Source organism: Paenibacillus sp. YPG26 (assembly GCF_023704175.1).
Lineage (GTDB): Bacteria > Bacillota > Bacilli > Paenibacillales > Paenibacillaceae > Fontibacillus.
The window spans coordinates 3512082-3525775 of record NZ_CP084530.1; the positions used below are offsets into that span (position 1 = coordinate 3512082).

The 13694-nt window shown below is 50.2% G+C and carries 13 protein-coding genes; all 13 read right to left on the reverse strand.

The window, feature by feature from the left end:
- Nucleotides 1-171 precede the first annotated feature (171 nt).
- Nucleotides 172-528, reverse strand: a complete 357-nt coding sequence (locus LDO05_RS16630) for a hypothetical protein (RefSeq protein WP_251376421.1) — start codon at nt 526-528, stop codon at nt 172-174.
- A 180-nt stretch (nt 529-708) separates the two neighbouring features.
- Entirely contained in the window at nt 709-1833 is a 1125-nt protein-coding gene (locus LDO05_RS16635) for a glycosyltransferase family 4 protein (protein ID WP_251376422.1), read from the reverse strand.
- A gap of 113 nt (nt 1834-1946) precedes the next feature.
- Nucleotides 1947-2705 (reverse strand): WecB/TagA/CpsF family glycosyltransferase, encoded by a 759-nt coding sequence (locus LDO05_RS16640; RefSeq protein WP_251376423.1) that lies wholly within the window; start codon nt 2703-2705, stop codon nt 1947-1949.
- Between the two features lie 6 nt (nt 2706-2711).
- Nucleotides 2712-3848, reverse strand: coding sequence for a polysaccharide pyruvyl transferase CsaB (gene csaB, locus LDO05_RS16645; RefSeq protein ID WP_251376424.1), 1137 nt, complete (start codon nt 3846-3848; stop codon nt 2712-2714).
- Nucleotides 3821-5851, reverse strand: a complete 2031-nt coding sequence (locus LDO05_RS16650) for a DUF5693 family protein (protein WP_251376425.1) — start codon at nt 5849-5851, stop codon at nt 3821-3823. Before LDO05_RS16650 ends, csaB begins: the two co-directional genes overlap by 28 nt.
- A gap of 119 nt (nt 5852-5970) precedes the next feature.
- Nucleotides 5971-7695, reverse strand: a complete 1725-nt coding sequence (locus LDO05_RS16655) for a phospho-sugar mutase (RefSeq protein WP_251376426.1) — start codon at nt 7693-7695, stop codon at nt 5971-5973.
- Between the two features lie 28 nt (nt 7696-7723).
- Nucleotides 7724-8161, reverse strand: a complete 438-nt coding sequence (gene fabZ / locus LDO05_RS16660) for a 3-hydroxyacyl-ACP dehydratase FabZ (protein ID WP_251376427.1) — start codon at nt 8159-8161, stop codon at nt 7724-7726.
- Between the two features lie 511 nt (nt 8162-8672).
- Entirely contained in the window at nt 8673-8873 is a 201-nt protein-coding gene (locus LDO05_RS16665; protein WP_251376428.1) for a DNA-directed RNA polymerase subunit beta, read from the reverse strand.
- Nucleotides 8874-8885: 12 nt separating this feature from the next.
- A complete protein-coding gene (locus LDO05_RS16670) occupies nt 8886-9707 on the reverse strand; it encodes a flagellar hook-basal body protein (protein WP_251376429.1) in 822 nt (273 codons plus the stop codon).
- Nucleotides 9708-9717: 10 nt separating this feature from the next.
- Nucleotides 9718-10593 (reverse strand): flagellar hook-basal body protein, encoded by an 876-nt coding sequence (locus LDO05_RS16675; protein WP_251376430.1) that lies wholly within the window; start codon nt 10591-10593, stop codon nt 9718-9720.
- 566 nt (nt 10594-11159) lie between these two features.
- The gene (gene mreB, locus LDO05_RS16680) at nt 11160-12158 is read right to left on the reverse strand and encodes a rod shape-determining protein (RefSeq protein WP_251376431.1); all 999 of its coding nucleotides are present in this window, start codon (nt 12156-12158) and stop codon (nt 11160-11162) included.
- Nucleotides 12159-12473: 315 nt separating this feature from the next.
- Nucleotides 12474-12758: a sporulation transcriptional regulator SpoIIID gene (spoIIID, locus tag LDO05_RS16685; protein WP_127198417.1), complete on the reverse strand. Its 285-nt coding sequence runs from the start codon at nt 12756-12758 to the stop codon at nt 12474-12476.
- A gap of 159 nt (nt 12759-12917) precedes the next feature.
- Nucleotides 12918-13661 carry a M23 family metallopeptidase gene (locus LDO05_RS16690; RefSeq protein ID WP_251376432.1) on the reverse strand — a complete coding sequence of 248 codons (744 nt, stop codon included), beginning with the start codon at nt 13659-13661 and terminating at the stop codon, nt 12918-12920.
- Nucleotides 13662-13694 lie beyond the last annotated feature (33 nt).

Sequence of the window (13694 nt, forward strand, 5' to 3'; positions counted from 1 at the left end):
GGGAGAGAGATTATGAAGGAAAAATGGAAAAATAAATCCAGATTAATGGAATTTCGCCTTCAATATGGATGATTCATGTGCTATTTCTTGAATTCTGATATACAAAAAGCCCAGCTGTGTTAATACACAGCCGGGCTTCTTAACTCGTGTGAGAATTGACTTACATACGACTCACTTGATTCGGCGCAGTTCTGAAATATCAGCTTCATGTTCAATAGAGCGCACGGACAACTTCTCCAGAAGCTTGTCATGCCTTTCTTGACCTTCCTTGAGGCGGGTGAACTGTCCGTGCAGCTTGTTGACATCCATACTTAGGGCATCAAGCTTCGCATCCGTCTCCTCCTGCCGATCCCGAATGGCCTTGACAATCTCATTTGTCTCACTCAGCTGCGTCCGGAACAACTCCTGCGTATCCTTAATTGCGATGACTTCTGCCTTAACGTCCTGTATTTCTGTCTTCATGAATTGCTGCTCACTTTCGATCCGTCCCAGCTTGTCCAGAATCTGACGAAGCAATTGTTCACTCAAAAACAAACCCCTCCTTAGAGTTGTTTTCTCATCTGCTGACTGTTTTCCTTAGTATACATCACTTGTGCTGTTTGAGAAACTTCATTCTGCTGATATCCTAACAACCGAAATTATAAAAGACACCTCCCGTAACCGCAGACGAGAGGTGTTCTTACCAGTAAAACATCTAAATATTCAGAATTACTTCGATCCCCGTTCCGCGCTCTCCTTCATCCGCAGCCTTGCGATGAAGTTAAGGACAGGACGCTTCGTCTTGCCAATCAGTCCGATTACCTCCGCACCAATCTGCAGGAAGAAGACCATGATACAGATGACCACGAAGGTGACCCAGTTGGCCGAATAGAGCGCGGCCGAAGACTGGATAATGGCAAGCACTCCGAAGAATGCGGCGATTCCGTAGATGATCAGTACGGTCTGGCGATGGCTGAAGCCCAGCTCACGCAGACAGTGATGAAGATGGCCTTTGTCCGGCGAGAAGATTGGCTTCTTCTGCATCCAGCGGCGCACAATCGCGAACATGGTATCCGACAGAGGAACACCAATAAGAATCAGCGGCGTCAGGAAGGATACGATCGCGACCTGCTTGAACCCTAGCAGGGATAACAGCGCCAAGCTGAATCCGAGGAATAAGGACCCCGAATCTCCCATGAAGATCTTGGCCGGATGAAAGTTGAAGTATAAGAAGCCTAAGATACTGCCCAACAGCAGTAGACACAATACGGCTGTGATCTCATTCCCCATAATAAAGGCCATTACCGCAATGGTACCAATTGCAATCGCAGATACCCCAGCAGCAAGCCCGTCAAGTCCATCAATCAGATTGATCGCATTGGTTACCCCAACAATCCAGAGGATGGTGAACGGAATCGACATCCATGCCTCAACAGATGAATAAGTATGGAACGGAATATTAGCGAACTCAATCTTAATATCAAATCCAAACACCACCACACACGCGGTTGCAATCTGGATTAGTAATTTTAATTTAGCAGACAGATCAAATCGATCGTCCAAAGCACCCAATACTACAATCATAGTTCCGCCGACTAGAAAAGCTCCTACAAAGCTGAGGTCTCTGGAAGAGATATAACTATCCGGGATAAAAGGAAGTAGCGCGACTAATCCGATTACGAAAGATAAATAAATGCCTAGTCCACCGAGTCTCGGCATCACTCTGGTATGCACCTTGCGTGCATTCGGAACGTCAACTACGCCAACCTTAATCGCGAATTTCTTCACCAGCGGCGTCAAGCCGAGCGCCAGAACGAGCGAGACGATAAACCCGATGATATAGATCATCAACATGTCAATTTTCAACCCCCATTTTATCTACCGAATGAATTATACTCCGAATGCGAACAAACTACCAACTCTGTATTTCAGCAAAATTCCGCTGATTTTCAGAGGATTCCGCCTAATTACCGAACTTTCGTGAGGTTTTCTCCCTCACGCAGTACTTTGACGGTGAATTTCGGCAGCGCAAGCATTCTTCGAATCCTTGTAGGTTCGCGGAGAAGACGGTAGAACCACTCCAGATGCATCTTCTGCATGATTTTCGGTGCCCGTTGGGTCCGCCCTGAGATCACGTCAAAGCTTCCTCCAACTCCCATCATAACAGGGACACCGAGTTGTTCCTTATATTTGGCGATCCACGGCTCTTGTGTGTCTGCCCCCCGGGCTACGAACAACAGATCCGGCTTCACCTTAACAATCTCCGCCACAACTTCAAGATCCTGCTGTGGACCGAAATAACCATCGCGGGTTCCCACGATCTTCACTCTCGGATATTGCAATTGTAACCGTGCAGATGCTTCCTGAATCACTTCAGGCGCTGCGCCGAGCAGAAACACGGTCCACCCGAGCTGCTCCCCCTGCTTCATCAGTTCATGCAGCAGATCGAATCCGGCTACACGCTCGGCCACCGGCTGACCGCCCTTCCGGGCAGCCCATACCACTCCGGTTCCGTCAGGCACGATCAGATCGGCATTCTGCATCATCGTCTTATACTCAGGGTTCTCCAATGCGGCCATCACCATAATGGGATTAGCGGTAATAATCTGGTGCGGCTTCCCGGACTGTACGGCCTCCGTCAAGTACTTGACGGTATCTTCCATTCCCCACTTGCAGACTGGGATGCCAAATACAGATACGGTTGGCACATTTGCCGGCTGCTTCATGTTGATTCACCCTCTGTTCTTGAAAAATTCAGCAATCCGCTCCGCCGGCTGGCGGGCCTCCTGCTTCAGTGTATCGATTCTGGATGCATTCCGGCTGCGCCAGGACTCTCCATCCAGGAGCAGGCCTCGAAGCTCGGATGCCACGATCTGGGGATCAAGCTGATCACTTGTTCCTACAGGAACGGAGCCCAGGCGCGCCAGGAAGTGATCAATCTTCGGATCATAGGAAATACCAATCAGAGGAACACGCTGCGAAGCCGCATAGATCAGACTGTGCAGCCTCATGCCAATAAGCGCTTGGCAGCGGCTCACCTCGGCAAGCATTTCCTGCGGATCTACTGTCTCTGGCGCTACACTAATGATGCTCCCCGGTGCGGTCACGCCCTCCATCCGTTCGATAACATAGCGTGACGCTTCATCATCCCCCGGTATGTGAAAGGGCAGAAAGCGGAAATGAACCGGCATGAACGAAGCAAGCGCTGTAAGACCGGCTGCAAGCTGAGTTAGCTCCTTGCGCTCTGTGTTCCAATAGCGAACCGAGATGCCGACTACAGGCAGGTCCTGCCCGTTCTGCCCAGAGGCACCTGTCATCTCCATACCCTCAGGCAGCGGAAGTCCCATAACCGGATCCGGCACAACCTCGATCTTGTCACGGCTTAGCCCCATCGTACCCAGCAGCCCCGCAGACTCATTGTCTCGAACAGAGATGTAGCTGCATTTGCGGAATACTCCTCTAATCAACGGATGAAAGAATCCCTTGTTCACGGGTCCAATACCTTGAGCGTAGATGAAAGTTGGCTTACCGAGCCACTGCGCTATCTTAATGATGCCCAAATAATAGGGAATTGTGGTCATTCCTGTAGCATCTTGAAGCAGGCTTCCGCCGCCGCTAATCAGACCATCGCTATCCTTCAAGGCCCGCCGGACCTCTCCAAGCTTCATACGGTGCACAGCCTGCACACCGTACATGGAGGTGGTCCATTCCGGGTCAATAGACAGAACAACCGGTTCTATTCTAATTCCTGCCCGGGCGCTTTCCTCTTCCAGCGCGGTCAGAATCGACTTGAGCACCGCCTCGTCCCCGCTGTTGCGGAAGCCGTAGTAACCGGAGATGACTAGTCTTGTAACAGACGGGGTGACCATTTTGTCCAGCACCTTTCAATAATAATCCATATTCCAACTGCAATAAGTCCGATGATGATGCCAAAGCCCATGCCCAGCAGCCCGCGGATCAAGGAGATCAAGACTGGGGTATGAATATGAGCGAAGGTATCCACCATAGATAACTGGCCAATAGAAGCGATAATCAGCACATAGATCAGCTTAGGGAAACGCAGGGCCGCGAATACGCCCATAATGAACAGCGGATGGAAGGCCAGGAACTCCTTGTTCCTTGGACGTACACCGATCGTATTCTCCAGGAATGAACGGAACGCCGCCTCACCCGGCAGAAGACTGCCCGAGTTCCCTGTCCGGGACAGGTAGTAGAGCCCAGCTGCCGCGAGAATCGCCGCACAGACTACCCATAGGACAGTGATTGGCATCCGAAGCCATCTGCGGAGCTCGCTGTATACGGTGTTCCCTTGATACAGGAAGACATACAGAGCTACCAGGAAGACCGGAAGCAAGTGCAGCAGGCTTACCCCGCGGAACTGATTCAAGACCAGAGCATAAGTGATATTATTCAGCAGCGCGATCACGAAAGGCACGGCGCAAAGTGACAATAACGAAGTCTTAATGAACAGCACAAGGCTGTGTGTCAACCTGCGGCCGGCTGACATTGAACGGTTCGCGCCTTGAATCTCCTGTACTTTCCTGATTGCAAGCAGCATAGCGATCGTTGGGGCGCTAATCGCCACAAGCAGGGACAGCATTTGTTCAAGCAACTGCTGTTTGTGAATGACGAACAACCCGGCACAGCCAAGCAGACCTATGATCAGAGCTGCCAGCGTTAATGATGGCAGGAAGTAGGATACAAGGATGGAGACGAAGGCGACTCCGCCCAGTACAACCAAGGCTTTGAGAATCTTATCCCAAGAGTGGGAATTGACTGTGAAAGGCTCTGCTTGTCCAAGCTGGTAACCGTCCTTCTCCATCCGCTTGACCGCATTCCCCGGTTCACCCAAGGTCTCTACGATGTTGTCCACTGAATCCGTGATTGTGGACTTCGACGTATCCTTGCTTGGCATACTGTTGATGTAGATCATGCGGATCTTCCGGTCCTTAACAGCCAGAGCGAAGCGGTCGGCAAGAACGTCGGTGTCCAGCTTCGCATCCTTATCGCTTAAGGAATATAGACGTACCACATTGTAATCCAGGTCATAAGCCAGCTTGTTAAATCCAGCCTGTGGCTTCTTAAGACCTTCAATGGTCACAATACCCATTCCATGAGCCTTGAGCGAGTCGGCAAAAGCCTTCAGGCTCTTCTTCTCCGGATCATCGGTGAATCCTTTGACCGCGTCTCCTTCAAAGAGAATGTGCTTCACATTGTTCTCCTGGAACATCGTAAGCAGCTTGTCTACCGCTGCCTGATCGTAAGGCATATTATCGCTCATACGCGGAAGGATGTTAAAGCCTTTATCCCGCAGCATCTTCATGGCAACCGGATCAGGAGCGAAGGATTTAATTAGAGCATTGGCTGGTGATGTATTAATGCGCACAGCCGTTACGCCCGGTTCCCAGCTCCATGGAGCCACAGCGATATCGAACATTTGGAAAGTTTCTTCAATCAGAGGCTGGAAAGCGCGTGCGTTCTCCTCATTCGTGAATACGACATAAGTCTGATTCCCGGCTGCCGCACTGGATACAGGCAGCTTGTTCATGTTGATCAGATCCTGTGTACTGTACACCAACACACGGCGGGATCTGGACAACTCGTCGAGATTGCTTTCAAACATCGCAATCGTGCCGACACCGGCTCCTTGCAGCTTATCAAGCTGCTCATTCATATAGGCTTCAGGGTTGGGTTGATAATAAGAGCTCTCCAGCAAGCTGCGATAATTGAAAATAAGCTCCACGTTCTTGGCTGTCTGCTCGGTCTGAATACGTCCGTAGATCAGCGGCAATGAAGCTACCATGCCTACTACGACCAGAATCCAAAGCCACTTGCGGGACGCTTTGTTCCACTTCTGCCATCTTTGATACACGAAGGTACCTCCTCATGAATAAACTCCGAAGTCTCATAGCCCAGCCCATAAGCCGGAGCATCCCGAGACTTCGGAATATTAAGTAAACACGCTATTTCTTTGTTGCATTCCAATGCGAACTAAGCGTCAACTCTAGCCATAACCTCATCCTGCAATTTGCCAAGCGTGCTGAGTGACTCCTCGTTGGAGTCTCCCCGTACGGCGAAATACACTTTAATCTTAGGCTCTGTGCCGGATGGCCGCAAGCAGAACCAGGATCCGTCTTCCAGTATGAACTTAAGCACATTCTCTCTAGGGAATCCATAGAGCCCCTTGGAAAAGTCCTCAACTTCCTTCACCTTAATGCCCGCAACTTCCTGCGGACTGTGATCACGCCAGTCCGTCATAAGAGACTGGATCTTGGCAACGCCGTCCTTACCCTTGAGCGTACGGGAGATAAGAGACTCACGGTAGTAACCGAACTGCTGATACAGCTCTTCAAGAACATCGAACAGCGTCTTACCTTGTGTCTTGTAGTATGCCGCAGCTTCAGCAATTAGAGTCGATGCCACAACCGCATCTTTGTCGCGGGCATAGTTGCCAGCCAGATAGCCATAGCTCTCTTCGTATCCGAAGAGGTAGGTATGCTCACCGGACTGCTCGAATCGATTCATCATTTCACCGATGTATTTAAAGCCTGTCAGCGTGTTAAATACCGACACCCCATAGTGGCGTGCAATTACTGCACCAAGCTCGCTGGTTACAATCGTCTTGACTACAGCCCCGTTCTCCGGGAGCTTGCCTGCAGACTTCAGCTGGCTGAGCAGATAATGCACCAGAATGGAACCCGACTGATTCCCCGTCAGGATCTGATACTCCCCGTTCGCATCCTTAACCACGGCACCCATACGGTCCGCGTCCGGATCTGTTCCCATGAGCAGATCAGCGCCTACTTTCTTCCCAAGCTCAATGGCCAGGGCAAAAGCTTCACGTTCCTCCGGATTCGGGGATTTCACTGTGGAGAATTCCGCATCCGGCTGCTCTTGCTCGGCTACAATATGGACCTGTGTGAATCCAAGCTTATCCAGCACGCGCCGAACAGGAACGTTACCGGTTCCATGGAGTGGAGTGAAGACGATTACCACATCTTTGGCAGCACCTGAAGCCAGCATCTCAGGGTTCACACTCGCAGCTGCTACGGTGTTCGCGAAATCTTCATCTTCCGCCTCACCCAGCCAGACTAACAGGCCTTGGGATTCCGCTTCTTCCTGGGTCAGACGCTTGACCTGGGCAAAAGAAGACACTTCCTTGATCAAAGCAATGACTTCCTCAGCTTCCTGGGGAACAAGCTGCCCGCCCGAGGCATTATAGACTTTGTATCCGTTATATTCAGGCGGATTATGACTCGCGGTAATGACGATGCCTCCCGTTGCTTGAAGGGAACGCACAGAGAAGGACAACTGCGGAGTTGGACGAAGGGAAGGGAACAGCTTCGCGGTAATCCCGTTGCCCGCCAGCACCAGAGCGGCCTCCAAGGCGAATTCCGGCGAGAAATGCCGGGAGTCATGAGCAATCACAACAGAAGGTTGGCCTTCTGCTTGCGATTTGCTGTGCGCATCCAGAATATACTGTGCAAAGCCTTGAGTAGCCTTGCCCACGGTATACCGGTTGATCCGGTTGCTTCCTGCGCCAATTAATCCACGAAGTCCGCCTGTACCAAATTCAAGCTCTCTATAAAATCGATCTTCGAGCTCAGCCGGACTGCTCTCAAGCGAGCGCAGCTCCTGCTTGGTCTCCTCATCAATGCTTGCATCCTGCAGCCATGCCTGAACCTTCTCCTGAATTGACTGATTGATCTCGCTCATGTGTCTCTGCTCCCCTTCTATTGTTGGACTATTTCAATTCTCCATCCGAGAGTGCAAACATAATCTCACCTTCAGCCACCACTTTATCTCCAACCTTGGCGGTAGCGCGGCCTTTGCCGATAGAACCCTTCAGACGGATAATCTCCACTTCAAGGCGAAGAGTATCTCCCGGGAACACCATATCACGGAAGCGGAATCCATCCAGTCCCGCAAGGAATCCAATCTTCCCCTTGTTGCTCTCCACACTTAGCATAGCGGCGGCTCCCACTTGCGCCAAAGCCTCTGTAATAAGCACACCCGGCATTACCGGGTACCCTGGGAAGTGCCCTTGGAAAAATGGTTCATTAATAGTTACATTCTTAATGCCTACTGCACGCTTCCCCTCTTCCATCTCGATAATCCGGTCCACCAATAGGAACGGGTAACGGTGAGGGATAATGTCTTGAACCTGCCGATTGTCTAACATGATTATGTACTGCCCCTTTCTGATTTGCCCACTCTCCGGGTAATTGTATTTAAACGGGAATTCCCGTATAAAAACAAGTGTCCACGGCCACACTGTAATTATCCTTCGTCTCTGCAGATACGAAGGTTCAGATAAGGGGTTTATTCGCAGGGCTGCTCTTGAGCCGTCCTGCGGATAGAACCCTTTTGCTATTGCTGAAAAAGATATGGGCTGCCTAATGCGGACATTCCTCCCCCAATTATACCTTCTCCCTGTTCAAAAATAAAACTCCCGCTTACGCCGGAATTTCCACTGTGTTTCAATGTGGTAATCCGCTTAGCGGGAGTTAATACAGAGTTCTTGTGAAAGAAGCTCCCGCATGAGCGGGAGTTATTACAGAGTCTTTGTGTAAGAAGCTCCCGCATAAGCCGGAGTTATTACAGGACTTCTATGTAAGCAGCCCCCGCAATGAGCGGGAGTTGTTACGGCCGGCGGAGCAAATCGCCTCGCTCTTACCGGGATGCCGCATTCCTTAAGGTGCAAAAATCAAATCATACACATGACGCCAGGTACTCCACTGGAAGACACCGCCGAGACTCTGCTTCCCGAGTACAACATATCCTACAACCATACCCGCAAATAACGCCAGGAAGAGGATAAAAAGGAGCAGCAGAATGAACAGGCTTCTACGCAGAGCAGGGCGCTTGGCTGCCGGTTTACTCTCTTGACTCATCGATTCATCCACCTATCCACGCAAATTGTTCGCCAGATTCGTCATCGTATCACTCGATGTCAAGGCACGTGCCGAAAGCTGATACGCCCGCTGAACCTGCAGCATCTCCGACATTTCTGTGGTCAAATCCACGTTAGACTCCTCAAGCGCGCCTTGACGCAGAGATGCCTGCTTATTCTGTGGGAGCGTATCGTTGCTTGCAAGGACATCAGCCTCATTAGCGCCTGCTGTAAGCACAAACAGATTGTCCGCCCGTTGTTCAAGCGCCTCTGGCCGCTGTGGAGATACCAGCTGAATGGCCTGTCCCAGATTAGACGTAGTCTGACCGAGAGTGGCTTTGATATTGCCATTGGCATCGATCTGGAGCTTCGAGCCCGCAGGAACGGTAATCGGCGCATTATTCTTATCCAGTACATAGTGGCCCTGGCTGGTAACCAGATAGGCCAATCGGTTGTCCATCGGGTCCGGCTGGATATGGAAGTCGCCTTCTCTTGTCCAGGCCTTCTGACCATTCGCTTGTACCGCGAATAAGCCGTTGCCCTGGATCGCTAGGTCAGTGTCCTTCCCTGTATCCTTGATGGCCCCCTGGGAGTAGTCCCGGGTAATACTAGTCATACGGGAACCATATCCCACCTGAATTCCAAGTGGAGTGGCTCTGCTTGTCCGGCCCATCCCTGGTTCCTGCTTCACAATACTGGTTAGGGTGTCCTCAAAGGTAGCTCCCTTGCTCTTATATCCGACTGTGTTAACATTCGCAATATTATCCGCAAGCAGATCCAGACGCTGCTGAATTCCAGCCATGGAGACCGCGGAACTAATCATGGAGTTGTTCATTTAGTACCTCCTACACGCGGCCGACGTCATTGACGGCTTTGTCCATACTTTTATCGTAAAACTGAATGACCTTCTGATTCGCTTCATATGCACGCTGAGCCGTCATTAGGTCGACCATCGATTGGGCTGTATTCACATTCGAGCCTTCAAGAGAACCCTGACGTACGGTTACCGCATCGGCGGCTTCCATATTACGAAGCCCTGCCCTCTGCGGATCAGCCGCTTCATAGACACCATTTCCGTTACGAACAAGCTCATAAGGAGACGTGGCTACCGTAATTTGCAGCTGCTGATTGGTAGGGATTCCATTATACAGGAAGTTCCCCTTGTTATCTGTCTGCAGATCATGAATAGGACGATCAAGAACCAGCGGCTGACCGTTGCTGCCGAGAACCTTAAAGCCCGTGGAACTCAGAAGCTCTCCCGCTCCATTGACATGGAAGCTGCCATCCCTTGTATAACGGATATTCCCGTTATTGTCCTGGACTGTGAAGAAGGCTTGAGGGCGGTACACCACGCTGCCATCTTCCTTCACGAACTTACCTGACTGGTCAAAAGCATACGGCTGATTTGTCGCTGGGTCAACCAGCTCCAGGCTGGACTCCAGTCCAAAGTCCGAGCTTTTGCCGGTCTCTCTGAGGTCTCCCTGCGTATAAGTAGGTTGTGTCTCTTCGGCGAACACGCCGGTATTCAGCTTGCCAATTTGTGCTGTGCCGGGTCCGTTCCCGCCAGTCAGAGAAATAAGCACCTCTGGAAAGGAGCGGGCTGCTTCGTTCACCGACTTGTATCCTGGTGTATTGATGTTGGCTATATTCTGGGTCACCGTATCGTGCATCCGCTGCTGGGTCATCATACCCGCGGCAGCCGTATAGAGTCCTCTTAGCAAGTGGGAAACCTCCTTCGTTTTCTACAACCTTAACTAACTAAATTTAGCGAGTTGACTGACTTGAATGAACATATTGTGGCTGGTTACTGGCTAGGACATGCTGATTGATTCGTTGCCATTCCTGCTTGTGGTGGTTAGTTGGCTGCAAAGCCCTGTTCTTACTGTCAATTGCTTAGTTACTTGTTGTGTTAGTTGCTAGAATTAGTTACTTGTCTACTGGCTTGGTTACTAGCTTGTCTGCTTACTTACTTACTTACTTACTTACTTACTTACTTACTTACTTAGTTACTTACTCGGTTTACTTACTTGTTGTACTTTCTCGGTGTTCTTACTCGGTGTACTTCCTTGTCTAATTGCTAAGGCTGATAACTAGGCGGAAATTCACTTGCAGGCTGACTTTGTTATGAGCTATTACTTGAGACATACCTTATCAGCACTACTGTAATAAATTACCTGTTTCTATCGAACTAGTCATGGTTAGTTGTACATAAGACAGACCATGATGTATATGATTTATATTACAATTGCCCTTGGGGCAAGAAGGTTCTTAAGTTTATATCGGCTGGTCAGAACTTTTTCTTAATGACTTTGTCCAAATTATCCAGCATAAGTCCCGTACCCTTCACGACGCAGTGCATCGGATCTTCAGCAACGAGAACAGGCACACGGAGTTCTTCAGCCAAAAGCTCGTCCAATCCGTTCAGCAGAGCGCCTCCGCCAGTCAGAATGACCCCGCGGTCGATAATGTCCGCTGACAATTCTGGCGGAGTGCGCTCCAGGACTGATTTTGCTGCTGCTACAATGGAAGATACAGGCTCCCATAAAGCTTCCTGTACTTCCGCAGAAGAAATTGTAATGGTAAGCGGAAGTCCCGATACCATATCTCTTCCCCGGATGTCGAGTTCAGCCTGACGGCCGCCGGGACGAACGGTTCCGATTCTGATCTTGATATCCTCGGCTGTACGCTCGCCAATTAACAGCTTGTACTTTGTTTTGATATAACGAATGATGGCGGAATCGAACTTGTCGCCTGCCATCTTGATGGAAGACGCGGTAACAATGTCTCCCATAGAGAGTACGGCTACGTCTGTCGTGCCGCCTCCAATATCCACAACCATATTTCCGCTCGGTTCATATATATCCATTCCTGCTCCAATAGCAGCTGCCTTCGGTTCTTCTTCCAAGTAGACTTCCTTGGCCCCGCTGCGCTCAGCGGCCTCACGAATCGCCTTCTGCTCAACGGAGGTAATGTTCGTTGGGGCACAGATGAGAATTCGGGGGTGACTATACCAGCTCTTGCCGCCAACACGGTTAATGAAATACTTCAGCATCGTCTCCGTAATTTCGAAATCCGCAATGACTCCATCCTTAAGCGGACGGATTGCCACAATATTCCCTGGTGTTCTGCCGACCATCCGCCTAGCATCCTCGCCGACAGCAAGCACACGCTTGGTATCGCTCTCAATGGTAACTACCGAAGGCTCGTCGAGCACTACACCTTTCCCTTTTACATGGATAAGCACATTCGCCGTGCCCAAGTCAATTCCGATATCCTTACTCATCATTACAAAGCTCCCCCAAAGCGTATTTTAAATGGTAAAAGAAATTCTCATCTATGGTAACCCGTAGTCGACAGAAAATCCGTTAGTTTTACATAGAAAGACCTGAAAAACACATCTTAAGTCCGTTCTGTAAACCTAAATTCCGGGATGAATGGATAAATTACCCGCATTCTCATACCATATTTAAAAATATCATACTTTGGGGGACGTATTCAATCACAATACTGTCTTTTTTAGCAGGATCACAGCCTTGATCTTGTCGATTCCATGACATCCATGACTGCTGCAATCTGAGACATTTGGCATACAAAATTAGGCTTAATTGACTGCCGAGATCACCTCACGTTTGGAGGGTGTTGTTTTTTTATATTTAATTTTGGTCGCCTCTCCTCCGCGCAGATGCCGAATAGACTTGTGGTACTCCAAAATATGCTTCACCTGGTCAGCCAGATCCGGGTTGATCTCCGGAAGCCGTTCGGTCAGGTCCTTATGCACCGTGCTCTTGGACACGCCAAATTCCTTGGCGATAGTTCTCACTGTATGCCTCGTCTCCACGATGCAGCGGCCTATCTTAATGGTACGTTCCTTGATGTAATCATGCACGCTCCCGCCTCCCAACTCGAGATAGTTTGGTACAGTATATGAGGGGCGTGCCTATATATTCTTTGTTTCCAAGCGTGACAAGCCTTACTAAGACCTATTTTTTGAATGGGGACAGGAAAAAGACGAGGAATCTCACGATTCCCCGCCCGGGTACAGCCATTATTTTTGCGGAAGAAGGGTTGCCGGGTTCACCGGTGCGCCGTCCTCATATACAGCAAAGTGAACATGATTGCCAAGATCCTTCTCCAGCTCGCTGCTTCCAGCGCTAGCCAGCGTGTCGCCTTGCTTCACTTCGGCATCCTTCTTCACTTTCACATCCGTCAAGCTTTCGTACACCGTCTTGAGATTGTTGGCATTCGTGATCTCCACCACATACCCCGTAAGCGGAGTCTGCTCCACTCGGGTAACTTTACCACTCAAGGCAGCCTTGACTTCAAAAGTCTTGTTATCCCCGCGCGCCAGGTCAATACCTGTGTTCGGGAAGAACGTATCGTTGTACTTCACCATTGCGGCAACATGATCCTCGGCTGTGCCATCCTTGTCATAGAACGGCTTAACGACAGTAACCTCGGCGGCGTTAGCCACCGGCCATACGAAATCTTCCGGCGTAGCAGCAGTAGAGACGGACGCACCTTCTTCGGTCTTGCTGGAATCCACCAGCGGAGTATTGTCCACCGTTGTGGTCATTCCCGCTGTTTCTTTGACCTGCGGCTTAGGACGGCTGGCATCCTGGTAGACCCACACTAAGGTTAGTATGATTGCCGCGGTGGCCATGTATGCTGCCGGGTATACCCACTTTCTTGACAACAGCCTTTTCCATGAGGATGCCTGGACTACCGGCTCTCCCAATCCAATTTTAGGAGATTCCTCATTCTTTTGATTCTTCTGATTTTGATCATTCATAGTTTATCACCTCAGTAACCAGTGTTACCGGGG